This is a genomic window from Arthrobacter sp. UYCu712, assembly GCF_040547005.1.
Taxonomy (GTDB): Bacteria; Actinomycetota; Actinomycetes; order Actinomycetales; family Micrococcaceae; genus Arthrobacter.
Genome location: NZ_JBEPOZ010000010.1, coordinates 104,874 through 127,722 on the forward strand (window position 1 = coordinate 104,874; position 22,849 = coordinate 127,722).

At 67.9% G+C, this 22,849-nt stretch carries 24 protein-coding genes; 6 read left to right on the forward strand and 18 right to left on the reverse strand.

Annotation, left to right across the window (positions count from 1 at the left end):
- Positions 1-55: 55 nt before the first annotated feature.
- Positions 56-1,267 carry an endonuclease gene (locus ABIB51_RS12060; protein WP_354188247.1) on the reverse strand — a complete coding sequence of 404 codons (1,212 nt, stop codon included), beginning with the start codon at positions 1,265-1,267 and terminating at the stop codon, positions 56-58.
- A 243-nt stretch (positions 1,268-1,510) separates the two neighbouring features.
- Between ABIB51_RS12060 and ABIB51_RS12065 the strand changes: the two genes are divergently transcribed.
- Together ABIB51_RS12065 and ppc are read left to right on the forward strand one after the other, a co-directional pair.
- Positions 1,511-2,191 carry an NADPH-dependent F420 reductase gene (locus ABIB51_RS12065; RefSeq protein WP_354188249.1) on the forward strand — a complete coding sequence of 227 codons (681 nt, stop codon included), beginning with the start codon at positions 1,511-1,513 and terminating at the stop codon, positions 2,189-2,191.
- Positions 2,192-2,344: 153 nt separating this feature from the next.
- Positions 2,345-5,164: a phosphoenolpyruvate carboxylase gene (gene ppc / locus ABIB51_RS12070; protein ID WP_354188251.1), complete on the forward strand. Its 2,820-nt coding sequence runs from the start codon at positions 2,345-2,347 to the stop codon at positions 5,162-5,164.
- On the opposite strand, the gene ABIB51_RS12075 is transcribed toward ppc, so the two are convergent.
- From ABIB51_RS12075 to ABIB51_RS12085, 3 genes are read right to left on the reverse strand one after another with little or no spacing between them, the layout of a single operon-like run.
- On the reverse strand, positions 5,161-5,919 hold the full coding sequence (locus tag ABIB51_RS12075) for an ABC transporter ATP-binding protein (RefSeq protein ID WP_354188253.1): 759 nt from the start codon (positions 5,917-5,919) through the stop codon (positions 5,161-5,163). The two genes, ppc and ABIB51_RS12075, sit on opposite strands and share 4 nt — an antisense overlap.
- Positions 5,912-7,018, reverse strand: a complete 1,107-nt coding sequence (locus tag ABIB51_RS12080) for a FecCD family ABC transporter permease (protein ID WP_354188255.1) — start codon at positions 7,016-7,018, stop codon at positions 5,912-5,914. The genes ABIB51_RS12075 and ABIB51_RS12080 overlap by 8 nt, the downstream gene beginning before the upstream one ends.
- Complete coding sequence (locus ABIB51_RS12085) at positions 7,008-8,159, reverse strand: ABC transporter substrate-binding protein (RefSeq protein WP_354188257.1); 1,152 nt, start codon at positions 8,157-8,159, stop codon at positions 7,008-7,010. Before ABIB51_RS12085 ends, ABIB51_RS12080 begins: the two co-directional genes overlap by 11 nt.
- 140 nt (positions 8,160-8,299) lie before the next feature.
- On the opposite strand from ABIB51_RS12085, the gene ABIB51_RS12090 reads away from it, so the two are divergent.
- A complete protein-coding gene (locus tag ABIB51_RS12090) occupies positions 8,300-9,073 on the forward strand; it encodes a DUF6390 family protein (RefSeq protein ID WP_354188259.1) in 774 nt (257 codons plus the stop codon).
- 24 nt (positions 9,074-9,097) lie between these two features.
- Here ABIB51_RS12090 and ABIB51_RS12095 read toward each other — a convergent pair whose 3' ends face one another.
- The 12 genes from ABIB51_RS12095 to nicT form a co-directional block, all read right to left on the reverse strand.
- Positions 9,098-9,355, reverse strand: a complete 258-nt coding sequence (locus ABIB51_RS12095) for a HypC/HybG/HupF family hydrogenase formation chaperone (RefSeq protein ID WP_354188261.1) — start codon at positions 9,353-9,355, stop codon at positions 9,098-9,100.
- 38 nt (positions 9,356-9,393) lie between these two features.
- Entirely contained in the window at positions 9,394-9,948 is a 555-nt protein-coding gene (locus tag ABIB51_RS12100; protein WP_354188263.1) for a hydrogenase maturation protease, read from the reverse strand.
- On the reverse strand, positions 9,945-10,064 hold the full coding sequence (locus ABIB51_RS23230; protein ID WP_502916120.1) for a DUF6893 family small protein: 120 nt from the start codon (positions 10,062-10,064) through the stop codon (positions 9,945-9,947). Before ABIB51_RS23230 ends, ABIB51_RS12100 begins: the two co-directional genes overlap by 4 nt.
- On the reverse strand, positions 10,061-11,452 hold the full coding sequence (locus tag ABIB51_RS12105; protein WP_354188265.1) for a hypothetical protein: 1,392 nt from the start codon (positions 11,450-11,452) through the stop codon (positions 10,061-10,063). The genes ABIB51_RS23230 and ABIB51_RS12105 overlap by 4 nt, the downstream gene beginning before the upstream one ends.
- Complete coding sequence (locus ABIB51_RS12110) at positions 11,449-12,105, reverse strand: DUF6084 family protein (protein ID WP_354188267.1); 657 nt, start codon at positions 12,103-12,105, stop codon at positions 11,449-11,451. The genes ABIB51_RS12105 and ABIB51_RS12110 overlap by 4 nt, the downstream gene beginning before the upstream one ends.
- Positions 12,102-12,809 carry a DUF5947 family protein gene (locus ABIB51_RS12115; RefSeq protein WP_354188269.1) on the reverse strand — a complete coding sequence of 236 codons (708 nt, stop codon included), beginning with the start codon at positions 12,807-12,809 and terminating at the stop codon, positions 12,102-12,104. The genes ABIB51_RS12110 and ABIB51_RS12115 overlap by 4 nt, the downstream gene beginning before the upstream one ends.
- A complete protein-coding gene (locus ABIB51_RS12120; RefSeq protein ID WP_354188271.1) occupies positions 12,810-13,775 on the reverse strand; it encodes a NifU family protein in 966 nt (321 codons plus the stop codon).
- 5 nt (positions 13,776-13,780) lie between these two features.
- Entirely contained in the window at positions 13,781-15,574 is a 1,794-nt protein-coding gene (locus ABIB51_RS12125; RefSeq protein WP_354188273.1) for a nickel-dependent hydrogenase large subunit, read from the reverse strand.
- Between the two features lie 26 nt (positions 15,575-15,600).
- Positions 15,601-16,659, reverse strand: a complete 1,059-nt coding sequence (locus ABIB51_RS12130; RefSeq protein ID WP_354188275.1) for an NADH-quinone oxidoreductase subunit B family protein — start codon at positions 16,657-16,659, stop codon at positions 15,601-15,603.
- 21 nt (positions 16,660-16,680) lie between these two features.
- A complete protein-coding gene (gene hypB, locus ABIB51_RS12135; protein WP_354188277.1) occupies positions 16,681-17,547 on the reverse strand; it encodes a hydrogenase nickel incorporation protein HypB in 867 nt (288 codons plus the stop codon).
- Between the two features lie 3 nt (positions 17,548-17,550).
- Positions 17,551-17,880: a hydrogenase maturation nickel metallochaperone HypA/HybF gene (locus tag ABIB51_RS12140; protein WP_354188279.1), complete on the reverse strand. Its 330-nt coding sequence runs from the start codon at positions 17,878-17,880 to the stop codon at positions 17,551-17,553.
- Positions 17,881-18,006: 126 nt separating this feature from the next.
- Positions 18,007-19,116, reverse strand: a complete 1,110-nt coding sequence (nicT, locus tag ABIB51_RS12145; RefSeq protein ID WP_354188281.1) for a Nickel transporter NicT — start codon at positions 19,114-19,116, stop codon at positions 18,007-18,009.
- An 85-nt stretch (positions 19,117-19,201) separates the two neighbouring features.
- Between nicT and ABIB51_RS12150 the strand changes: the two genes are divergently transcribed.
- The gene (locus tag ABIB51_RS12150) at positions 19,202-19,507 is read left to right on the forward strand and encodes a hypothetical protein (protein ID WP_354188283.1); all 306 of its coding nucleotides are present in this window, start codon (positions 19,202-19,204) and stop codon (positions 19,505-19,507) included.
- Positions 19,508-19,520: 13 nt separating this feature from the next.
- Here the strand turns inward: ABIB51_RS12150 and ABIB51_RS12155 are convergent, their stop codons facing one another.
- Positions 19,521-20,147 (reverse strand): DedA family protein, encoded by a 627-nt coding sequence (locus ABIB51_RS12155; RefSeq protein WP_354188285.1) that lies wholly within the window; start codon positions 20,145-20,147, stop codon positions 19,521-19,523.
- A gap of 54 nt (positions 20,148-20,201) precedes the next feature.
- The gene (locus ABIB51_RS12160; RefSeq protein WP_354188327.1) at positions 20,202-21,176 is read right to left on the reverse strand and encodes an RluA family pseudouridine synthase; all 975 of its coding nucleotides are present in this window, start codon (positions 21,174-21,176) and stop codon (positions 20,202-20,204) included.
- A gap of 241 nt (positions 21,177-21,417) precedes the next feature.
- Between ABIB51_RS12160 and ABIB51_RS12165 the strand changes: the two genes are divergently transcribed.
- Together ABIB51_RS12165 and ABIB51_RS12170 are read left to right on the forward strand one after the other, a co-directional pair.
- Positions 21,418-22,065 (forward strand): ArsR/SmtB family transcription factor, encoded by a 648-nt coding sequence (locus tag ABIB51_RS12165; RefSeq protein ID WP_354188287.1) that lies wholly within the window; start codon positions 21,418-21,420, stop codon positions 22,063-22,065.
- The gene (locus ABIB51_RS12170) at positions 22,058-22,750 is read left to right on the forward strand and encodes an SRPBCC domain-containing protein (protein WP_354188289.1); all 693 of its coding nucleotides are present in this window, start codon (positions 22,058-22,060) and stop codon (positions 22,748-22,750) included. The genes ABIB51_RS12165 and ABIB51_RS12170 overlap by 8 nt, the downstream gene beginning before the upstream one ends.
- Positions 22,751-22,849: the final 99 nt, after the last annotated feature.

Consider the following 22,849-nt stretch of genomic DNA (forward strand, 5'->3'; position numbering starts at 1 on the left):
GTCCTCCCACGCGGTGATCGGCTGCCATGGCAACAACCTTAGACCCGGGCCGGGGTCAGTTCCAGATCGCGTCGGCGTACTCGGGGTGGTCCACAAACGGGTTGCGGTTGCCCTGCCACTGCTCGTAGATGCGCTGGTTGCGGCGCTGTTCGAAGGCATCCGGCGGATCGATCCGGTTCCACTCGAGCAGGACGCTCATCTTGCCCATGAACGGCGCCGTGCCGTTGTTGACAAGGTTGTTCATCTCGAGATCGGCGAAGCCGTCCCCGCCCTCGTAGCGCACCGCCATGTACATGATCATCCGGGCCACATCGCCCTTGACCGCGCTTCGCGGTTCCCAGGAGTCCGCGTCGGTGTAGTTGCCAGGCGCCTCGGCGGACTGGGTGCCGCCGAGGTCGAAGTCCTTGTTGCCGCGGGCGGAGTTGACCGTGACGTCGGTGGGCCGCAGGTGGTGCACATCGGTGCCGGGGCCCGTCGCGGTGCCGAAGTCGCCGTGCGACTTGGCCCAGACGTGCTCACGGTTCCAGTCGTCCACGCCGCCTCCGTTGGTGGCTTTGGACTGCGAGCGGCCCGTGTACAGCAGGATCACGTTGTTGCTGTTGCCTGGGTCCTGGTCGGTGTCCTTCAGGGCATCCCAGACCTGGTCGTAGCTGAGCTTCTGCTGCACGGAGATGATCTGGTGCAGGCTGGCTTCGAGGGCGGAGCCGGTCTTGCCGGCCGCCGCGCCGTAGTAGTTCGCCGGGGTGGGGCTCGGGCTGGGCGTGGGCGTTGGCGCGGGCGTGGGCGCGGCGGAGAATGCCATGGCACTGGGGCTCTTGAGCCCCGGGTGCGAGAAGTAGGCCGTCAGCTGCCCCGTGACGTCAATTTTCCGGCCCATGAGGGAGGGGCTGGACTGCAGGCCGAACTGGCTGCGGTACGCGGTGGTGACCTGGACGTAGAGGATCTTCGCCGTGTTGGTCTCGGCGGCCGAGTCTGCGATGCCAATGGCTGTGTCCGCGGTGAAGCCGCTGCGGAGCACCGTGGATTCCGCGGCCGGCTGGCCCACCACAAAACCGGTAACGGCCGAGGTCGAACCGTTTTGGGTTGCGATTCCCTGCGCCACGGTGAGCGGAGCGGCCGCCTGCGAGCCGGGGGCAATCGCCGATTGCGCGACGATCCCGGCGAGCAGCAGGCTGAGTACCACGACGACGGCGGGCAGCGGATTGCGCCGCGTCGCGGCACTTCCGTGGCGCCGCCGGGGGACGGCGGGGGCCGGGGCTGGATTCATCGCGGGCTCCTTGCAGCGGGGCGGCCGCCGGGAGGACGACCAAGGAAGTCGAGAACCTGAATTGACAAGTTTTGTCAAATATACTTCACTTGGTGTCAAAAAACACGCCGCGGCCGCTGCCGCGACCGCCGGGCCGGTTCCTGCATCTTCCTGCATCCGGCCTGCGCCGGGCATGGCTAAAGGCCGGCGGATCTGCCTACCCTTGGGACGTCAACCCTCGAACAAGGCAACGGCAGGGACACCATGAAGATTGCAGTATTCGGCACCGGAACCGTTGGCCCCACGGTCGCGGCCGCATTGTCCGCCCGGGGCCACGATGTTGTGATCGGCACCCGCGATCCGGAGGCGACACTAGCCCGGACCGAACCCGGGGCGATGGGCGGTCCGGCGTTTCCCGAATGGCACGCAGCGCACCGCCAGATCGGCGTCGCCACGTTCGCGGACGCCGCGGCGCGCAGCGAGATCGTCGTCAACGCCACCAACGGCGGCGGATCGCTCGCCGCGCTTGCCGCCGCCGGGGACGCAAACCTGGCCGGCAAGGTCCTTATCGACATCGCCAACCCGCTGGATTTCTCCCAGGGGTTTCCGCCCTCGCTGAATCCGGTGAACACCGACAGCCTCGGCGAGCAGCTCCAGCGTGCCTTCCCGGAAGCCCGCGTGGTCAAGACCCTGAACACCATGACCGCGAGCGTCATGGTGGACCCGGCCGGAGTGGCCGGCGGAGACCACTCCGTGTTCGTCTCGGGCAACGACGCCGCAGCCAAGGAGACCGTCAAGGGCCTCCTCGAGGGCCTGGGTCATCGGGACATCATCGATCTGGGCGACATCACCACGGCCCGCGGCGCCGAAATGATCCTGCCGCTCTGGCTGCGCGTCTGGGGCGCCCTCGGCACCGGGGAGTTCAACTTCAAGGTCGCCCGCTAGCACCTCGCCGCGCCGCTCAAGGGCACAGACACTATTTGAGACAGATTCCCTGTCGGGGGCGGCTGCGAGTAACATCCCATAGGAAGAAGTAACCGGGCTCACAGTATCCAGCGCAGTGTACGAGCCGAGTCGAACCCTCGAAAGATAGTTTCCATGGCTGACACTGCAATGAATTCCGGCACCGACCTCGCCTCCGAACTGCGTGCCGACGTACGCCGGGTCTCCACCCTGCTGGGCGAATCCCTCGTCCGACAACACGGCCCCGAGCTCCTGGCCCTGGTGGAACAGGTCCGCCTGCTGACCAAGGAATCCAAGGAAGCCGCCCGCGGCGGCGCGGACGCCACGGGTCCGTGGAGCTCGTACGACGTCGTCGCCCAGGTCCGCGAACTGCTCGGCTCCCTGCCCCTCGAGCAGGCCACCGACCTCGTCCGGGCCTTCGCTTTCTACTTCCACCTGGCAAACGCCGCCGAGCAGGTGCACCGCGTCCGCGGGCTGCGCACCCGCAAGGAAAAGGACGGCTGGCTCGCCCGGGCCGTCGCGGACATCGCCGGCCAGGCCGGCGCCTCCGTGCTGCAGGAGGTGGTGAACGAGCTCGACGTGCGCCCCATCTTCACCGCGCACCCCACCGAGGCTTCCCGCCGTTCCGTGCTGGACAAGGTCCGCCGGCTCTCCGACATCCTCGCCGAGACCACCGGCGAGGGCACGTCCGCGCGCCGCCGCCAGGACCGCCAGCTCTCCGAGGTGATCGACCAGATGTGGCAGACGGACGAGCTCCGCCAGGTCCGGCCCACCCCGGTGGACGAGGCCCGGAACGCGATCTACTACCTCACCGGCATCCTCACCGATGCCATGCCGGAGATGCTCTCGGACCTCTCGGAGCTGCTGGGCGAGCACGGCGTCACCCTGCCTGTGGAGAAGGCACCCATCCGCTTCGGCTCCTGGATCGGCGGGGACCGTGATGGCAACCCCAACGTCACCGCCGGCGTGACCCGGGAGATCCTGCAGATCCAGAACCAGCACGCGGTCCGGATCAGCATCGCCCTGATCGACGGGCTCATCTCCATCCTCTCCAACTCCACGGCGCTCGCCGGCGCCGACCAGGAGCTGCTGGACTCGATCGACGTCGACCTCAAGAACCTGCCGGGCCTGGACCGCCGCGTCCTCGAGCTCAACGCCCAGGAGCCCTACCGCTTGAAGCTCACCTGCATCAAGGCCAAGCTGCTCAACACGGCGCGTCGCGTCGCGGCCGGCTCCGCGCACCAGCCCGGACGCGACTACACGGCCACCGCGGAGCTTCTCGCCGAGCTGGGCCTGCTGGAACGGTCGCTGCGGAACCATCACGCCGGGCTCGCCGCCGACGGCGCCCTGGCCAGGGTCCGCCGGGCTGTCGCCTCCTTCGGCCTGCACCTGGCCACCCTGGACATCCGCGAACACGCCGACCACCACCACGACGCCGTCGGCCAGCTGTTGGACCGGCTCGGCGGCCCGGGCGTCCGGTACGCCGAACTCAGCCGCTCCGAGCGGCTCGAGGTGCTGGGCTCGGAGCTGGCCTCCCGCCGCCCGCTCTCCGGCCACCCGATCAAGCTCGACGGCGTCGCGGACGGCACGTACGACGTCTTCCGCGAAATCCGGCGGGCCCTGCGGACCTACGGCCCCGACGTCATCGAGACGTACATCATCTCGATGACCCGCGGCGCGGATGACGTCCTCGCCGCCGCCGTGCTGGCCCGCGAGGCCGGACTCGTGAGCCTGTTCGGCGAGGCGCCCTACGCCAGGATCGGCTTCGCCCCGTTGCTGGAGACAGTGGAGGAGCTGCGCGCCTCGGCCGAGATCGTGGACCGGCTGCTCTCGGATTCGTCCTACCGCGAGCTGGTCCGGCTGCGCGGCGACGTGCAGGAAGTCATGCTCGGCTACTCGGACTCCAACAAGGAATCCGGCGTGATGACGAGCCAGTGGGAAATCCACAAGACCCAGCGGAAGCTCCGCGATGTCGCGGCGAAACACGGTGTGCGGGTGCGCCTCTTCCATGGCCGTGGCGGTTCGGTGGGCCGCGGTGGCGGGCCAACCTACGACGCCATCATGGCCCAGCCCAATGGTGTGCTGGAAGGTGAAATCAAGTTCACCGAACAGGGCGAGGTCATCTCGGACAAGTACTCGCTGCCCGAGCTCGCCCGGGAGAACCTGGAACTGTCCCTGGCCGCCGTGATGCAGGGCTCCGCGCTGCACCGGGCCCCGCGTACCTCGGACGACCAGCGGGAGCGTTACGGGCACGTCATGGAAACCGTCTCCGACGCCGCGTTCGCACGGTACCGGACGCTCATCGATGATCCGGACCTGCCCGCCTACTTCATGGCGTCCACCCCGGTGGAACAGCTGGGTTCACTGAACATCGGCTCGCGGCCGTCCAAGCGGCCCGATTCCGGCGCCGGGCTGGAAGGCCTCCGCGCGATCCCGTGGGTCTTCGGCTGGACCCAGTCGCGGCAGATCGTGCCGGGCTGGTTCGGCGTCGGCTCCGGTCTGAAGGCGGCCCGCGAGGCCGGCAACTCCGCCCAGCTGGTGGAGATGATGGACGGCTGGCACTTCTTCCGCTCCGTGCTTTCCAACGTCGAAATGACGCTCGCCAAGACGGACATGGACATCGCCGGCTACTACGTCTCCACCCTGGTCCCCGACGAGCTGCACCACCTGTTCCTCGCCATCCGGGCCGAATACGAGCTCACCGTCACCGAGATCCAGAACCTGACCGGCGAGCACGTCATCCTCGATGCCCAGCCCACCCTGAAGCGCTCCCTGGAGATCCGCGACCAGTACCTCGACCCGATCAGCTACCTGCAGGTGGAACTCCTGCGCCGTATCCGGGCCGAGTCCGCCGCAGGGGAGGGCATGTCCGGCGCGGAGATCGACGAACGCCTCCAGCGGGCCATGCTGATCACCGTCAACGGAGTCGCGGCGGGCCTCCGCAACACCGGCTAAGACGCCCCGGGAAGCACATCGCCGTAGGGCACCACGATGGTACGGCGCGTGGTGCCCGCGTCGGAATAGGGCAGCGTCCTGACCGGAACACCGTAAAGCGCCGTGAGCGCCGGGTCCGTGAGCAGCTCCCCGGCGGGCCCGGTCCGCGCGCCGCTGCGGCCCAGCAGCACGGCGTTGTCGGCCAGGTACAGGGCGTGGTCCGGATGGTGGGTGCTCAGCAGCAGGGCCATGCCGTCGGCCATCAGTCCGCGCAGGAGCGACAGGACCCGCACCTGGTTCTTGAGGTCGAGGCCCGTGGCGGGCTCGTCCAGCACCAGCACCGGGCAGCCGGTGGCGACGGCCCGGGCGATCAGGACCAGCTGTTGCTCGCCGCCGCTCAGGGTGGGGAAACGGCGGTTCCGCAGCCCCTCGACGCCCACCTTCTCCATCGCCTCCAGGGCGGCGGCCCGGTCCGCGGCGCCCGGCGTCCGGAAGACGCCCACCTGCCGCGCCCGCCCCATCAGGACCATGTCCAGGGCGCTGTAGCCGAACGCGCTGCCGTGCGCCTGCGGCACGTACCCCGCACCGTCCGCCCGGCGCACCGTTCCTTCCGTCGGCTCCAGCAGCCCGGCGGCGCAGCGGACCAGCGTGGTCTTGCCGCTGCCGTTGGGGCCCAGGACCGCGGTGGCTGTGCCGGGAAGCACCCGGAAGCTGACGTCGCGGAACACCCACGACTGCCGGGCGTAGCCGAAGCCCACACCGTCCAGCTCAAGCACTTTCCCAGATCCTTTCCCGGTTCCGGCGCAGGAGCAGGAAGAAGACGGGGGCGCCGATGAGGGCGGTGAGGACGCCGAGCGGGATCTCCCCGGCGGTCGCCGTACGGGCCACCGTATCCACCAGGACTATGTAGGCCCCGCCGAGGAGGAAGGACACCGGCAGGAGCACCCGGTGGTCCGGGCCCACCCACATCCGCGCCAGGTGCGGTATCACCAGGCCCACCCAGCTGACGGCGCCGCTGACCGCGACCGCGCCGGCCACGATCAGTGCCACCGCAATGAGCACCACCCAGCGCAGCGGACGGGGCGCGACGCCCAACGCGGCGGCGTCCTCATCGCCGAGGGACAACACGTTGATCCGCCAGCGCAGCGCCAGCAGCACCGCGGCTCCGCCCAGCACAGGCAGCAGGGCGACGGCGACCTTTGCGAAGGTGGCCGTCGCCACGCTGCCGAGCAGCCAGAAGACGATCGCCGGCAGGGTGGTATTCGGGTCCGCGATGTACGTGACCAGGGCTACCAGGGCTGAAAAGAAGGAACCCGTGACCACACCGCCGAGCACAATCATCAGCATCGGCGTGCCACCGCGGCCCGCCGTGATCAGGAGCAGCGTCCCGAGGGCCAACAGGCCAAAGACGAAGGAGCCCGCGACCAGCAGCACCGGGCCCAGCCCCAGGAGCAGGGCCAGTGCGCCGCCGAAGGATGCACCGGCGGATACCCCGATGATCTCGGGGCTGACCAGCGGATTGCGGAAGATCGCCTGCAGGGCCGCGCCGCCGATCGCCAGTCCGCCGCCCACCAGCATGGCGAGCAGGACCCTCGGCAGCCGCACGAGCAGCACCACGTTCTGTTCGGTCTGGCTGGCCTCGAGCGGGAAGGGGACCAGCTGGGCGGCGAGGATCTGGACCACGTGCCAGGGCGGCACACTGAACCGGCCCAGGGCAAGGGAAAGCAGTCCGACGACGATCAGGACGCCGGCGGCCGCGGTGATGGGTCCGAGGACCGCAGGTCCGCTGCGCCGTTCGCGCGGACCCCGCCGGGAGGATCTTTCCGCCCGTGAGACGCGGCCGTTCAGCCGTGCCGAGCTGGCGTCATGCAGCATTGAACTGTTGATAATGGGCGGACCCGGCGTTGGCCTCGGTCCACAGGATCCGGTTGAGCTCGTCGTCGGTGACCTCGTGGTCGTAGAGGAACCGGAAGTACTCGCGGACCTTGCTGCGCAGCCCGGATTGTGTCCGGGGGTAGGCGATGTCGCTGAGCCAGTGCCACATGAGCGGTGATTCCTGGCCCGGCGGATCCCAGCGGTATCCGCCGAGCGGCACCTTGTACACCCGCCGCTCGCGGACGGCGGCGATGCCCTGCCATACCGGGTCCGCGTAGATGTCCTGGGGCATGGCGCCGTCGAAGTTGCCCAGGAGGATGACCTCGGGGTCCCACTTCAGCACCTGCTCCACGTCCAGGCCCACCATGCCGGTTCCGGGCAGCGGGTCCTCGCCCGTGGCGGGGTTGGTGCCGCCGACCAGTTGGATATAGAAGTCGTTGTAGGTGTTGGCTGCCGCGGCTTTGAGCCCGCCGGCGAACCGGTTGAAGTAGAGGATGCTGGGACCCGAGGAGCCCCGGCTCGCCGCCAGTGCTTTGATGTCGTCGAGCTCATGGTCGCTGCGGGCCTTGATCTGGGTGGCCCGCTCAGGTTTGCCCAGCATGGCGGCGAATATGGTCACCCAGGCGTCCACGTCCTCCTGCTTGCCGGTGTTGGTCAGCCCGATCACCGTCAGGCCGGCGTTTTCGAGCGGTTCAGTCAGCTGCGCATCCGACCACTGGATCACGACGTCGGGGTTCAGTGCACGCACGCTCTCCACATTGGGGGTGAAGTCCTGCGTGGCGATGTCGTGCGGAAGGTCCAGCGCGCGCGGAAACATGGTCCCCATGATGCCGTCACGCATCGCGGCCCAGGACGCGTTATGCATCGCACTCAGGTGGTCGGCACTGCGGTCGACGGCGACCAGCAGCGACGCCGACGGCATGGGAATGGTCACCACCTTGGTGACCGGCTGGGTAAACGTGACAGTCTTGCCCCGCTGGTCCGTGATGCTGATGCTTCCCGGGGCCGTGGTTCCGGTGCCGCTGGCTGTGGGGGCTGTTGGGGGAGGGCTGGATGTTGCGCACCCGGTGAGCAGGGCTGCGGTTCCGCCCGCCACCAGCGCCTGGAGCACCGTACGGCGGTTTGGATCGTCGACTCGCATGGTTTGACCCCCTGTGCGTAGGTTCCTCACAGGATCGTCCTGTTGGCAGGGGCTGTCAACGGGCACCGGGTCCGGGCCCCTTGTCCGGGTCCCGGGCCCGGTGCTACGTTCAGAAGACCCTTGCAGAAGGTGGCCAGATCGTGGTTCTTGACGGTGCCCAATTGTTTGTCCGCTACGCCTACCCGCCCAATTCCCGGGGCAGTTGCGGGCCGCCGGACAGTGACGCATTGCTGCACTACGGCCAGTCCGGCGTCACAGACCAGGGGCTCCGAGAACTGGCCAAAGGATTCGCCGGCGCCTGGCCGTACCTGGAGCTGATCGCGGCCTCCACCGGTATCCGCGATCCGCTCGATTACCGGGTCGTGGAGGCCTACTGGGTAGGGAACAGCCTCCTGGACTCGGTCGGAATCACCAACATCGGCAATTCCATGGAGGACCGGTTCCGGGCCCGCACCGGACGGCAGTTCCCGCATCTGGCGGAGGGCGTCCTGGCCGGCGGCGTTCCGCACCACAGTTTCCACGTCTTCGAGATCTACCCCTGGCTGGGCCTGCTCCACGACGACCGCCGCCATGCCACGGCCCTGAGCGTGCTTGACCGGTGCCGGATCCGGTGGGGTGAGGTGCTGGCGATCTCCGGCGACGACGCCGTGGTCCGGTCCCGGCCCCTGGTCTGGGACGGAACAGCGCTGGCCGTGGGGGAGGCCGTGGTGGAGTCGGCGAAATACGCGGTGAACGGCACCGGTTTTGTCGCCGGGCTGGCCGTCGGGGACGCGGTGTCGCTCCACTGGGACTGGGTATGTGACCGGCTCACGCCGCTACAGCTCCAGCGGCTGCAGCACTTTACGGCGCGGCACCTGCGGATCGCCAATATCGGCGTCGAACACCGGGGCGCAGCGATCGCGCTCGAACACTAGGCCCCGGCAGGGCTCCCGGGCGGGCTAGCCGGCGTCGTCGTCGGCGTCCCTGGGCCGGCCCATCAGCTCCAGTCCGCCCATGGCCTGTTCCGCGCCCGCGGAATCCACGCGTTCCAGGGCGAATCCCATGTGGATGAGGACCCACGTTCCCGGCTCCAGCGGCCCCTCGTCCAGCAGGCCGATATTGATTTTACGGCGCACTCCGGCCACGTCCACGAGGGCCAGCTGGTTGCCGTAACCCTCCAGCAGCTCGACGACCTTGCCTGGTATTCCAAGGCACATGGTGTGCACTCCCTTGCTTCTTTATCCGGGACTTCGTTCTAGACGGGCGTGTGTTGCGTGATCAGTTCTTCGACGGCTGCCAGTGCCCGGGGTACGGCCGCCGCCACCGGGCCGGTGAGTCCGATTCCTTCGGTGAGGTCCGCGGGGACGCAGCCCACGACGAAGGTCAGGGGCAGTTCGCCGCCGAGCGAGCGGAGCCGGCCCAGCACGGCCACCGGGTCCATGCCGTGCGGGTCCAGGGACGCGGCACCGTCGAGGTCCCCCGGGCGCACCCGGAGCACGCGGATGCTGCCCGGGGCAGCGCCGGACGCTGAGCCCACCTCAGGCGCTGCGTCCGGGGGGACGGTGTCCACGATCACCAGGACGTCCACGCCGGCCACCAGATCGTAGGCCAGATGCATGCCGCGGATGCCGTAGTCCACGGCCAGCACGCCGGGTGCCGCCGGGCCTGTGGCCGCCGCCAGCCTCCGGGCCACCTCCGGACCGAACCCGTCGTCGCGCAGGAACATGTTCCCCACCCCTGCCACCAGGATGCGGGGTCCGCGTTCCGCCGTCCCGGTGGCGGGATTGCCGGGCTGGAGTGGGGATGTCACATCCGCCGCACTTTCAGGTAGCGCTGGATATCGGGGACCGACCGGATCCCGACGTACGCGGCCGCCAGCGCCAGCGCCACGAGCAGGCCCACCGTGGCCATTCCTACAGTTTTCATATCTGGTTTCCCTCTCCATCCTCGAGCGGTTCAAGTTCTTCGGGAGCGTAGTAGAAGGACCTGCCGTAGCCTTCGTGGAGGTCAGCGGCCGGGTCCTTTTCGAGCACCAGGCCCACGTGTGTGCTGCCGTCGACGTCGAAGTGCACACTCGTGACCCGCCCGGTCTGACCGGCGAAAAAGAGATCCTGTGCATCGGCGCGCCGGCTCGGATTCACCCTGACCCTGCTGCCGCGGGCCACCGGCACTCCATTGATCAGAACGGCGTCCATGGACGGCTGGACCAGGGCTTCGGATTCCGGCGTCCACCAGGCGGGTGGGTCCTCTCCGCTGCTGGTGAGGCTCCCGCGGGGTGCCGGGAATTCCGTGGCGTGGGGATTGCGCAGGATCCCGTGCAGCTGCTGGAGCTCCTCCGGCGACATCGCTTCGCAGTGGTCGATGATCGCGGCAGCGCGGGGATCGGTGGCGCGGGCCTCGGACTTTTCTTCCTCGGTCAGGGTGAGTATCCGCAGAGTGAGGATCTCGTCAATTTCGGTGGAGTCATACAAAGCCACCGGGCTTTCCGGGGCCACCGCGGGATGGTCGTAGAGGATGATCGGCGAGACCAGGAGGACGTCCGTCTGTCCTTCGGGACCGGCGAGGACGGGCCAGCACCGGTGCTGCGAGCAGCCCGCGGCGGCGTCCCGCGCCCAGCCGGGCGGGTCCAGCAGGGAGAGGAAGTCCGCGTCCTGCAGGCTCAGCAGAACATGCGCGCCGATGAAGGACCCGGCGATCGCGTCCTGCCGGTTCCGTGGTTCCATGAGGGGTTCCGCGGTGTTGATGACGGACACCCGTAACCGCTGGAGTCCGCGCGGGAGGCCGATGGAGTCCAGCCTGATTTCGCCGCGGAGCTCGTGGCGGCGCCGCACCAGCCTGCCCGCCGTCCCGCCGGTGCCGTCGCCGAGTTCCTCAATCTCCTCGCCCGCCGGGACATCCACCGGCAGCAGCAGCGTTTCCCCGGCGGCCAGTTGCGCCACCGGAATCGGCCCCACGGTGATTTCCTGTGCAATCGCCTCGTCCCAGCTCAGCCAGCGGGAGGCGCCGACGGCGAGTTCCGGCACCGGGCTGAAGCCGCCGTCGTCGTCGTCCGCCTTTTCCGCGGTGCGGCTCTGCAGCTGCAGGAAGCGCAGGTGGATTTCCACCTCCGCATGTGGTCCGGGGCTCAGCAGACAGTCGGCGAACATGCCCGGTTCCTCCCCGGCGCCGGCCTCCGCGGCCCCGGGCGGCCCGAGGATTCCGAACTGCCAGCGGGCCTGGTTCTTCTGGGAGGAGGCGCGGTAGGGGTAGAGCAGGTAGCCCTCGTAGAGGACGGCATCCGCGACCGCCCTGGCCAGGCTCAGGCTCATGGTCATGGGAGCCGCTCTCCGCCCACACCCGTCGCGGCAGCGGACAGCAGGGACTCGACCGTGGCCTCCCAGGACGTCAGGCCTCGCGCGGACTTGTACTGGGACAGAGCAGCCAGGACATCCCGGTCCAGCCGGATCCAGCCCGCATTGGGGAAATACTGGTCCATCAGCCGCTGCCAGGCCGCTACAGGGAGCCGGTACGACGCTTCGAGGTGCCACGGGACCTGCTCCACCCCGAATCCCGTCTGGCCCCTCGTGAAGACAGTGCCGGAGAACAGCAGCTCCAGCGGGATATCACCGTCCCTGAGGGCGTGCAGGTACTTGGACGCGGCGACGTCGAAGTCGAAAGTGCAGGGCAGGGGCAGATCCGCTTCGGTGCTGCCCGTGAAACCCTGCACCATGGTGCCGCACTGCAGCCAGAGGAACGATTTGAGTGTGTTGGGCCAGCGGCCGCGCCCGCCGAACAGGTCCAGGAGTCCGCGTTCCTCCTCTTCCGCGTAGCCCCGGCGCTGCGGCAGGATCCGTACCTGGCAGCGCAACGCGATGGCGTGGATGGTGGCTCCGGTGGACTCGGTCAGCTTGAGCCGGGCGGTCAGCTGCGGGGCCGCCGCGTAGGGCTCCGGCTGGATGTCGACGACGGCGAACGCCAGTTCGGTCATGGGGATCCTCCCGCCAGGGACCTACTCTTGTCCTCCGGCGCGGGCCGGCTGCGGCTGTCCAGCCGCGCGAAGAAGGCGGCGAGCTGCCCGCGGGCCTCCTGTCCGCCGTCGAACCCGCGCCAGAGTCGGCGAAGCTGCCCCACGAGTTCGTAGCAGGCGTCCACGGGGACCAGGTGGCAGTCGGCGCGGGAACGGTCCGGTCCGGGGCCGCGGATCAGCAGGGCCTCCGTGTCCGGTACCGCCAGTGCCAGCGCCGGGTTCTGGGCCAGCACCGTGCCCCAGGCGCCCAGCGGAAGCTCGGATTCGGTGGCGCCGGCGGGGCCCGGGTAGAACGCGACGGTCCGGTCCAGTCTGGAACTGTGGAAGAAGAACGCCAGGCCCACCGGGATTTCCAGCTCGTCCCACTGGCCTGGGCCAAGTTCGAAATCGGTAAAGAGCAGGTACCGGTCCGGCACCGAACGGTAGCGCAGATGCGCGGTGGCGTCGGTGAACAGGAGGTAGCAGGGCCGGCACGTGCACATCATGGCGTGGCTTTCCAGATCGACGACGTGCTGATGTTCTTCCGGAATGGGTTCCCCGCACATCTCGCAGCGCTCGCCGGCGGGCGGCGCGGGCGGGCTGGCGGCAATCCTGCGCAACAGGGCCACCGGCAACCCGCCGGGCGCGCGGGCCCGTCCGGTTTCAGCGCTGCGTCCCGGGTTCATTCAGGCGTCCTGGCCGGTAACCAAAGGCACAGCCACGGACATCACGCCGGACCGGACCAGGAGCGGCAAGGGATCCAGGTGCAGGGTCCGGTCCTCAAGGCAGCTCCCGGCCTGCCGCACGTCGAAATGGGCGCGGCACGACGGGCAGCGCAGCAGGCCGCCGCCCACGGGGGCGGCAAGCGCACGCTGGAGGGTGGCGCCGGACATTGACGCAGTGCACCGCGGGCAGTAGTCACGGTAGGCATAGACGTCCTGCCCGGTCCGGCAGGCCAGCACCGGATACCCGCCCACCAGGAAGCCGGCAACGTCGCCGGGCTCCAGCCCGGCAATCTCCGGCACCGGCTCCCAGGATCCGGCGGCGTGCTCCTGCCACCCGCCCGCATCGGCCGGCCCAGGGCCCGCCGCGCCATCGGCAGGGTGGTTCAGCCGGACCAGCAGCGCCTCCACCGGAATCATGGCCGGGACGGCAGGACGGGATTCCTCCTCGACCACCTCGATGGCCGTGACCTCCGGCGCCGCCGACTCGATCGCCTCCTCGACGGCGAACTTGAGCGTGACCGACGACGACGGGCAGCCCTGGCAGGTGCCCAGCAGCCTCAGCCGGACCACGCCCGCCGGGCTGATGTCCAGGAGTTCCACGTTTCCGCCATGCGAGCCGAGGTAGGGCCGGACACTGTCCAGCGCCGCAGCCACCCGTGTTTCCACATCCTGGGGGTGCAGCCCGTGGATCACCAGCAGGCTGGAGACCAGCTCGTCGGCGGTCAGCGCCTCCAGCGTTCCGCCGTCCAGTTGTCCGCGGTCGTCGAGGATTTCCAGGATCCGGGCCAGGCCGGAGCCGTACAGCTCCGTCACCTGGCGGACCAGTTCCTCGGCGCGCCCGCGGGCAACCGCCCCGCCGGCTCCGAGGGCGTCGAGGAGACTTTCAATCCGGTCGCCGGCCTGACGCGGCCGGTCCTCGCCAGGCATGGCTCCTACTCTGCGGTCAGGGTCTGGGTGGGGGAGTGCAGCTTCTCCAGGGTCTGGCCGTTGCCCAGATACATGTGGACCCCGCAGGGCAGGCAGGGGTCGAAGCTGCGGACGGTGCGCATGATGTCGATGCCCTTGAAGTGCTCGCGGTCGTTCTCCTCGAAAATCGGCTGTCCCTGGACGGCGTCCTCGTAGGGGCCGGCGGTCCCGGCGGAGTCCGTGGGGCTGGCGTTCCAGGGCGTCGGCGGATACGGATGGTAGTTGGCGATCTTCCCGTCGCGGATCACCATATGGTGGGACAGGACGCCACGCACGGCCTCGGTGAAGCCGCAGCTGATTGCCTCGTCCGGGACCTCGAAGCTCTCCCAGGTCTTGGTGCGCCCGGCGCGGATCTCCTCCAGGGCCTTCTCCGCGAAGTGCAGCGCCGCCGCGGCGGCATAGGCCTGGAAGTACGTGCGGGCCCGGTTCCTTTCTAAGGTGTTGCTCCATTGCGGGATGTTCCACTCGAAGGACACGGGACCCTTCAGCGCGGTCTTGGGCAGGTTGATCTGGACGCTCCGGCCGGTGGCCTTGATGTAGCCGATGTCCACCAGCCCGGCGAGCGCTGTCGCCCAGAGGCGCGCCAGCGGGCCGCCGCCGGTGTCCAGCGCCAGGTTGTCCTGGCCGTCAAACCAGCGCGGCGACATCACCCAGCTGTATTTCTCTTTCAGGTCCCGCTTTTGCGGCCGCGGATTGGTGTGCTGGTTCCAGGGATGCCGGCGGTCCACGGGGTTGCCGAGGGGATCGTGGGTCACAAACATCTCCTGGTCTTCCCAGTCCTCGTAGTAGGAGGAACCGAGCATGATCCGGATGCCCAGGTTGATGCGGACCAGGTCGGTCGTGACGAGTTTGCCGTCCACCACGACGCCGGGCGTGACGAACATCTTCCGGCCCCACTCGGTCATGTCCTTGTACTCGAAGTTGCAGTAGTCGGGATCCTGGAGCGAGCCCCAGCAGCCCAGCAGGGTGCGCCGCAGCCCCACCTGTTCGTAGCCCGGCAGCGCCTCGTAGAAGAAGTCGAACAGGTCGTCATGCATAGGGACGACCTTCTTCATGAACTCCACATACCGCATGAGCCGGGTGATGTAGTCCGTCATCAGCTGGATGGTGGCAACCGTTCCCACCCCGCCCGGGTAGAGCGTGGACGGGTGCACGTGGCGGCCCTCCATGAGGCAGAACATTTCGCGGGTTGCCCGGCTGACCTGCAGCGCCTCCCGGTAGAACTCCCCGGTAAAGGGGTTCAGGGACCGCATGATGTCAGCTATGGTCCGGTAGCCGTGGTCGCCCTCGTGCGGGGCGCGGGTGTTCTCCGCCTTGGCCAGTACTCCGGGGTTGGTCTCCGAGACCATCTTTTCGCAATAGTCCACGCCGACGAGGTTTTCCTGGAAAATGTTGTGGTCGAACATGTACTCGGCGGCCTCGCCGAGGTTCACGATCCATTCGCCCAGGTTGGGCGGCTTCACGCCGTAGGCCATGTTCTGGGCGTAGCACGAACACGTGGCGTGGTTGTCGCCGCAGATCCCGCAGATACGGCTGGTGATGAAGTGCGCGTCCCGTGGATCCTTGCCCTTCATGAAGATGGAGTATCCGCGGAAGATCGAGGACGTGCTCTTGCACTCCACCACCTGGTTGTTCGCGAAGTCGATCTTGGTGTAGATGCCGAGGCTGCCGACGATCCTCGTGATGGGGTCCCACGCCATCTCCACCAGATTGCTGTCACCTGTTCCGCTTCCGGAAGGCATTGGAATCGTTGAGGTCATGTTCTTCACCTGTCTGGATGTGGGTGCTACCAGGTGCGCTTGGCACCGGTAAGGAGCTCAGTACCGGGCCGGCGCCACTTGGGCTCCTGGTCCAGGGTGTGGGTGGTGATTCCACGCAACGCCCTGATGGCCGAGCCGTACGGGCGGATGGTGCTGGTTGAAAGCTTGCCGCCGGGAGGCTCATCCATAAAGGGCATGAATTTGTCCGGGAACCCCGGCATGGTGCAGCCGATGCAGATGCCGCCGACGTTCGGGCAGCCGCCGACGCCGTTCATCCAGCCGCGCTTGGGGACGTTGCACTTGACCACGGGGCCCCAGCACCCGAGTTTGACGATGCACTTGGGGGAGCCGTACTCGGTGGCGAAGTCACCTTGTTCGTAGTAGCCGGCCCGGTCGCAACCCTCATGGACGGTCTTGCCGAAAAGCCAGGTGGGCCGCAGGGCGTCGTCCAGCGGAATCATCGGAGCCTGGCCGGTGGCCTGATAGAGCAGGTAGGTCATCGTTTCGGAGAGGTTGTCCGGCTGGATGGGGCACCCCGGGACACAAACAATGGGGATCCCGGCCTTCGACTTCCAGTTGTAGCCGAGGTAATCCGGCACGCCCATGGCCCCGGTGGGGTTTCCCGCCATCGCGTGGATGCCGCCGTAGGTGGCGCAGGTCCCGGCCGCGATGATGGCGGTGGCCTTGGGTGCCAGCCGGTCCAGCCATTCGCTGGTGGTGATCGGCTGGCCGGTCTCGAGGTCGTTCCCGAATCCGCACCAGTAGCCGCCGGGGGCGTGGAGCTTTTCGTTGGGGATGGACCCCTCCACCACCAAGACAAACGGCTCCAGCTCGCCGCGGTCCGCCTTGCGGAACCACTCCAGGAAGTCGTCGGCCCCTTCCTGCGGGCCGCATTCGAAGTCGATCAGGGGCCAATGCATGGCGATGCGCGGCAGGCCGGGCAAGGCGCCGAGGGCTATCTCCTCGACACTGGGCTGCGTGGCCGCGGTCAGGGCCACAGAATCTCCGTCGCAACTGAGCCCTGCGTTGATCCACAGCACATGAATAAGGGTTTCTTCGGCCTTCAGGGAAGCTTCAGTAGGCATTGTTGCCTCTTTCGGAGGCCCTTACGGGCTTAGTGTGTCCGTCAAAGATCCGGTCAAAGTGGATGACCGGGAATTGGTTCCGTCGAGCCAGTCATACCAGCCGGCGAGGCCATCGCCGGTGGTGGCCGAAAGGACCAGGAAATCGGTGCGCGGATTGATCTGCCGGGCCCTGCGCCGGAACCCGTCGACGTCGAAATCAACGTAGGGGAGCAGATCCGACTTGTTGATGATCACCAGATCGGCTGCCCTGAACATGTGCGGGTATTTCTGCGGTTTGTCATCACCTTCCGTCACGGAAACGACTACTACTTTGGCTGCCTCGCCAAGGTCAAACAGCGCAGGGCAGACCAGGTTGCCCACATTTTCGATAAACACCGTGGAGCCGGTCGCCGGGTCCAAAGCGTCCAGCCCGCGCCGGAGCATGTCGGCGTCCAGGTGGCAGCCGGCACCGGTGTTGATCTGGACGACGGGCCGTCCCACCGCGCGGATGCGGTCCGCGTCCAGGGATGTCTCCTGGTCTCCCTCGACGACGCCGGCCTGCAGCCGCTCGCCGAGGTCCGCGAGGGTGCGGACCAGCAGGGTGGTCTTGCCCGCGCCGGGCGAGCTCATCACGTTCAGTGCCCGGATTCCCCGGCCTTCCAGCCAGCCCCGGTTCCTCGCGGCGAGCAGTTCGTTCTTCGCGAGCAGGCTCTGTTCCAGCGGGATGGTCTCGGAGTGGTGAACGTGCGGGTGCTCGTGCTCGTGGCCGTGGCCGTCGTCCGGGCCGTGCGTGTGCCCGGGGTCATGGGGATGGTCATGCGGGTGCCCTGGCGAGAGTGCGCTTGAGGGTTCCTGAAGGGTGGAAACCCTGATGTTCGTCTCGTCGCCGCATCCGCAGGTTGTACACACTTGCTAAGCCACCTCCACCGACATCAGCATGAGTTCGCGGCCGCTGAGGACTTCGACGTCGGCGCTTCCGCAGGGACACAGCAGGATCAGATCGGCCGGCTCGAATTCGTCGTGGCAGCTTCTGCACCGGGCCAGGCCGCGCGGTTCGTCGATCATCAACTGCGCGCCGTCCAGGAGGGTGCCCGCGGAGGCTACGTCAAAGCAGAAGCGCATGGCATCCGGCAGAACACCGGAGAACGGTCCCACCTGTACGTTGACCGCAATGACTTTCCGCTCGCCGATTCGGTCGAGGACGGTTTCAACAAGGCTCTGTGTTATAGAGAGTTCGTGCATAGCGGCACCCCTTCCTGCCAAGATAGGCGCGAGCCGGATAAAACACAACCACCCTCCGGCAGCGACAGGAGGACCACCGCCGGGTGTTGTTCCGCTCCCTCACCGGCCTTGATTCGACCAGGATCCTCAGGTGCTGCCCGGCGGGCTCCAGCGTTGCTCGATCCGGCCAAATTTCCAGACGGAGAGCGCAACCAGCCACGTGAGCACAAAGAGTCCCACGATGACGTAGCCGACGTTTTCCAGCTCCAGTGCCCCCATTGCGGCTGCCGGCCCTGACTCGATTCCCAACTTGTCCACCAACAGCCCGGACAATACGATGACACCGACGGCCAGCGCCACAACAACCGAGAGAACCGTGATGGTCAGGTTGTAGAACACTTTGCGGACCGGCTTGAGGAATGCCCACCCGTAGGCCCTGGACATGAACACGCCGTCTGCCGTGTCGAAGATGCTCATTCCGGCGGCAAAGAGCACCGGCAGGACCAGAATGGCGTACCAGGGCAGGGAGAAGGTCGCCGAACCAGCCGCGAGCACCAGCAGGGCTATCTGGGAAGCGGTGTCGAATCCCAGGCCCATCAGCAGGCCGACCGGATAGACGTGCCACGGTTTGGCGATCCGCCGGATCGATCCGCCGAGCAGCCGGGCCAGGAAGCCGCGGTTGTTGAGCTCCCGCTCAAGCTCGGCCTCGTTCAGTTCCCCGGTCCGCATCCCGCGGAACACCCGGACGATGCCGATCACCGAGACGAGGTTCATCAGTCCGATCAGGATCAGGAACGCTCCAGCCACGACGCTGCCGACCATCCCCAGGGTCTGCGCCAGGGCCGAGTCCTCGTTCTGCACGGTGCCCGCCAGTGCCCGCACGCCGAGGGCCAGGAACAGTGCCGCCCCGAAAACCACGGTCGAGTGGCCCAACGAAAACCAGAAACCCACCCCCAGTGCGGTCTTTCCCTCGCCGACCAGCTTCCGGGTGGTGTTGTCGATGACGGCGATGTGGTCGGCGTCGAACGCGTGCCGTACCCCGAGCAGAAAGGCGGTAAAACCCAGGCCCACCCCGAATACACCAGCGCGGCCCAGGGAGAAGTTTTGCGGAGCCACGGCCAGGATCAGCACGCCCCAGCCGACGACATTGAGCAGGATGACAAAGCCGGTGATGCCGGCGAGATGGAACTTGTCCCGGCGGTCCCAGCGACTGCTTGTTGGTCGCTCCGGCTGCGCTACAGGCAACAAGTTGCTCATAGTCCGTAAGGGTAGGCGCGGGCGTCGCCGCTGCCAAGAGCACGCGTTTCGGGCCGCCACGCACCATGCATCTAGGCTTGAGCCTATGCCATCGTTCCAGACCAGACTCAAGATCACCGGGCTCAAGCCGGGCAACCCGCCGGAAACCGTGATGGCGGCGGCCGTGGAGGCGCTGGAGACGAGGCACCATGTGGAGTCGAACCAGCTCGAGCTGTCCGGCGGTGTGCCCCAGCTGAACCTGCGCTTCCTGGTCGATGCCACGTCCTACAGCGGTGAGAACAGGCAGGCTCTCGAGTCGGCCGCCATGATGCGTGACGCCGTCGAACGCGTTGCCCTGACCGGAGCGCTGACAGTCCTGCGCCGCAACCGCGGCCGCTGGGCGCCCGTTTAGCCGGCCTCCGGCCTCAGATATCCAGTTCCTGCTCGGGTCCGTCCACCACCGGGGACCGGTCGCCGCGGCGCCGTGTGACGATCACACCCACGACGGCGCCGATCACCAGGCCGACGCCGACGCCGATCAGCGAACTGGCCCAGAACGGAAGCTTGGTGGCCGCGCCGGTGAAGTAGCCGAGGCCCACCGACCAGATGGCCCAGAGGAGGCCGCCGAGGGCTGCGCAGAGGCTGAAGCCGCGGGTGGAGACGTTGGCGATGCCCGCGGCGGCCGTCGTTCCCAGCCGTCCGCCGGGGATGAAGCGGATTCCGATGATGGCCCCGTAGGTGGAAGACCGGCCGGCCTGGGCGATGGCCCGGTGCACGGCCAGGTGGAACGAGCGTCCCCATTTCCAGCGGTCGAGCACGTGGCTGAGCCGCCGTTTGAAGAGCTGGAACACGAGGATGTCGCCAAGCCACGATGCCAGGGCGGCGAGGAGCACCACAAGGAAGGCATTGGCGCGGCCGTCCGCGGAGAGGGCTCCGCCGGTGATCACGACCATTTCGGAGGGGACCGGCGGGAAAATGGCGTCGCCCATGACTATCGGGATGATCCAGAAATAGATCGCGTCCCCCCAGCTGTCAGCGTTGCCGAAGTCCATGGGCACAAGGTACCGCACTTCCGGGCGGCCGGAGGTCCGGACGTCCGTGGCGGCCTAGCGTGCCTCGCTGAGCTCCAGCCCGCTGCGGTATTCGACCGGGCGGCCCGTGATGGGGTCGACGAAGCGGATCCCGCGGGCCAGCAGCTGCAGCGGTCTCGAGTAGTCGTCCGGGGCTTTGTCAAGTAGTTCGGGGTAGAACGCGTCGTTGACAATCCCCAGGCCCAGCGATGCCATGTGCACGCGGAGCTGGTGGGTCTTGCCCGAGTGCGGCTCCAGCCGGTACAGCGCCCGGCGGCCGCCGTCGTCGTCCGTGCCGGTCGCGGGGCCGGTCGCCGCGCCGGTCCTGGGGCTGTGGTCGAAGGTGCGGAGCCGCTCGATGCGGGTCTCGGCGTTGGGTTCGCCGTCGATCACCTCGGCGAGCAGGTAGCTGCGCGACTTGGTCATCCGGTTGCGGACCACCACGGGGAAGTCGACGGCGGGGTGCCCGGCGGCCGGCTCGGCTGCGGCCACGCACTCGTATTCCTTCTGGACCTGGCGCTTTTCGAACAGCACCTGGTAGTTGCCGCGGGTCTCCGGGTTGGTGGAGAGCAACAGGATGCCGGCGGTCATTCGGTCCAGGCGGTGCATGGGGATGAGGTCCGGAAGGTTGAGCCGGTTCCGCAGCCGGACAAGGGCCGATTCCTGGATGTAGGTTCCGCCGGGCGTCGTGGGGAGGAAGTGCGGCTTGTCCACGACCAGGAGGTGCCCGTCCTGGTGCAGGATGTCCAGTTCCACCGGGATCCGGGTCTCGGGCGGCAGCGTGCGGTAGTACCAGATGAAGGTGTGGTTCCGCAGCGGCGTGGTGCGGTCCAGCGCGATGCCGGCCTCCCCGACGATCTCGCCGGCGTCGAACCGGTCCTCGATGCCCTGCGGGTCGATGTGCCCCCAGCGGTGCATCATGTAGTCCATCGCCGTGTCCCAGGGCCCCTCGTCCGGGAGGCGGAGGCGGGTGGCGTTGACGCCTTCGCGCACGGGGAGGGGGGATTGCATCACCGGTCCATTCTACTTTGCCGGGGTTGGCCTGCCTGCCTGGCCGCGTGGTTGGTGCCGCCGATCCCGGCCGCCGGGGTTGCCGCCGCCGGACCCCGGCCGCCCAATTCGCCGGAAGCCTGCGGATTCGCCGTACTCCTCCGGCGAGCCCGCATGCTTCCGGCGATCTCGGCGCACAGGAACTCAACCGACGGTAAAAAAGTTCTTGACAAATAAAACTGTCGGTTGGCAGGCTGGACGCATGTTGGACATCGAAGTGATCGAGGACCCGGCCGCGGCGGAGGCCTCGCTGGATCCGATCAGGACCAGGATGCTGCTCGAACTCGCAGAGCCCGGCTCGGCCACGCAGCTCGCCGCCAGGGTGGGGTTGCCGAGGCAGAAGGTGAACTACCACCTCAAGGCGCTGGAACGGCACGGGCTAGTGGAGCTCGTGGAGGAACGCCGCAAAGGCAATGTCACCGAACGCATCCTGCGGGCAACCGCGGCCTCCTACCTGATTTCACCGGCGGCCCTGGCCTCCGTGGCGCCGGACCCGCGCCGGTTCTCGGACCGGTTCTCGGCCTTCTGGCTGCTGGCGCTCGCCGGACGTATGGTCCAGGAGATGGGCCAGCTCATTGCCGGGGCCGCCGCGGCCAGGCAGAAACTCGCCACCTTCGCCATCGACGGCGAGATCACCTTCCAGACCGCGGCGGACCGGGCCGCCTTCGCCGAGGAACTCGGCGTCGCCGTGACCCGGATTATGGACAAGTACCACGACGGCGGCAGCGGCACCGGAGCGGGCGCGGGGCGCAGGCACCGCCTCGTCGTCGCACTCCATCCCACACTGAAGACCCCGCCACTCAAAGCGACACCCGCAAACCCGCCAGCTAAGGAGCAGGACAATGACTGACAAGCGGAATTTTGAGATCGTCTACGACACCGAGCTCCCCGGCGGCCCCGAGCGGGTCTGGGAAGCGGTCACCGCCGGCACCCCGGCCTGGATGTTCCCCACGGACCAGTGGCCGGCCGTCCGAACCGTCGAGGAGTATCCGGCCCATCTGGTGTCCCGGATGGAAGGCTCCGACGGCTGGTTCAACCAGCTCGAGCACATGCTGGAACCACTCGACGGCGGCCGCGCCCGGCTGCACTACGTCCACAGCGGCATCTTCGCGGACAACTGGGACGAACAATACGACGGCGCCAGCAAGCACACCGAGTTCTACCTGCACACCCTGGGCCAGTACCTGCAGTATTTCGACGGCAAGCCCGTGGTCTTCACCGATATCCAGGCCCCGGCGGCCTCGCAGACCCCGGACGGATTCGAGCGGCTCAAGAAGGCGCTGGGAGTGGCCGGCGCGGCCCCGGGCACCGCCGTGGAGCTGGAGCTCGACGGCGGCGGGGGGCTCTCCGCTGAGGTGGACTTCGCGAACGAGAACTTCCTGGGCCTCCGCACGGCGGACACCCTGTACCGCTTCTTTGGCCGCAACGCCTTCGGCGCCCCGGTTGGCATGACCGTCCACGATTTCAGCGGCAGCGGTGATTCCGGGGCCACGGCCAAGGCCTGGGCCGGATTCCTGGGCAAGGTCTACGCCTAGGAGGACGACGGCGAGGACGACGGCGGCCGGCTCGCCGGCTCGCGACGCGCAACATGCCTCGCGACTCGAAAATGCCTGGCGACCCGGGAATTCCGGCCG

Excerpts from the sequence above, each read along its gene's own strand:
- ABIB51_RS12105 (WP_354188265.1), bottom strand. The coding sequence starts at position 11,452 with ATGACCATGAGCCTGAGCCTGGCCAGGGCGGTCGCGGATGCCGTCCTC.
- ABIB51_RS12155 (WP_354188285.1), bottom strand. The coding sequence starts at position 20,147 with ATGGACTTCGGCAACGCTGACAGCTGGGGGGACGCGATCTATTTCTGG.
- ABIB51_RS12115 (WP_354188269.1), bottom strand. The coding sequence starts at position 12,809 with ATGAACCCGGGACGCAGCGCTGAAACCGGACGGGCCCGCGCGCCCGGC.
- ABIB51_RS12165 (WP_354188287.1), top strand. The coding sequence starts at position 21,418 with ATGTTGGACATCGAAGTGATCGAGGACCCGGCCGCGGCGGAGGCCTCG.
- ABIB51_RS12130 (WP_354188275.1), bottom strand. The coding sequence starts at position 16,659 with ATGCCTACTGAAGCTTCCCTGAAGGCCGAAGAAACCCTTATTCATGTG.
- ABIB51_RS12110 (WP_354188267.1), bottom strand. The coding sequence starts at position 12,105 with ATGACCGAACTGGCGTTCGCCGTCGTCGACATCCAGCCGGAGCCCTAC.
- nicT (WP_354188281.1), bottom strand. The coding sequence starts at position 19,116 with ATGAGCAACTTGTTGCCTGTAGCGCAGCCGGAGCGACCAACAAGCAGT.
- ABIB51_RS12095 (WP_354188261.1), bottom strand. The coding sequence starts at position 9,355 with ATGTGCCTTGGAATACCAGGCAAGGTCGTCGAGCTGCTGGAGGGTTAC.
- ABIB51_RS12170 (WP_354188289.1), top strand. The coding sequence starts at position 22,058 with ATGACTGACAAGCGGAATTTTGAGATCGTCTACGACACCGAGCTCCCC.
- ABIB51_RS12150 (WP_354188283.1), top strand. The coding sequence starts at position 19,202 with ATGCCATCGTTCCAGACCAGACTCAAGATCACCGGGCTCAAGCCGGGC.
- ABIB51_RS12085 (WP_354188257.1), bottom strand. The coding sequence starts at position 8,159 with ATGCGAGTCGACGATCCAAACCGCCGTACGGTGCTCCAGGCGCTGGTG.
- ABIB51_RS12140 (WP_354188279.1), bottom strand. The coding sequence starts at position 17,880 with ATGCACGAACTCTCTATAACACAGAGCCTTGTTGAAACCGTCCTCGAC.
- ppc (WP_354188251.1), top strand. The coding sequence starts at position 2,345 with ATGGCTGACACTGCAATGAATTCCGGCACCGACCTCGCCTCCGAACTG.
- ABIB51_RS12080 (WP_354188255.1), bottom strand. The coding sequence starts at position 7,018 with ATGCTGCATGACGCCAGCTCGGCACGGCTGAACGGCCGCGTCTCACGG.
- ABIB51_RS12120 (WP_354188271.1), bottom strand. The coding sequence starts at position 13,775 with ATGCCTGGCGAGGACCGGCCGCGTCAGGCCGGCGACCGGATTGAAAGT.
- ABIB51_RS23230 (WP_502916120.1), bottom strand. The coding sequence starts at position 10,064 with ATGAAAACTGTAGGAATGGCCACGGTGGGCCTGCTCGTGGCGCTGGCG.
- ABIB51_RS12065 (WP_354188249.1), top strand. The coding sequence starts at position 1,511 with ATGAAGATTGCAGTATTCGGCACCGGAACCGTTGGCCCCACGGTCGCG.
- ABIB51_RS12060 (WP_354188247.1), bottom strand. The coding sequence starts at position 1,267 with ATGAATCCAGCCCCGGCCCCCGCCGTCCCCCGGCGGCGCCACGGAAGT.
- ABIB51_RS12160 (WP_354188327.1), bottom strand. The coding sequence starts at position 21,176 with ATGCAATCCCCCCTCCCCGTGCGCGAAGGCGTCAACGCCACCCGCCTC.
- ABIB51_RS12125 (WP_354188273.1), bottom strand. The coding sequence starts at position 15,574 with ATGACCTCAACGATTCCAATGCCTTCCGGAAGCGGAACAGGTGACAGC.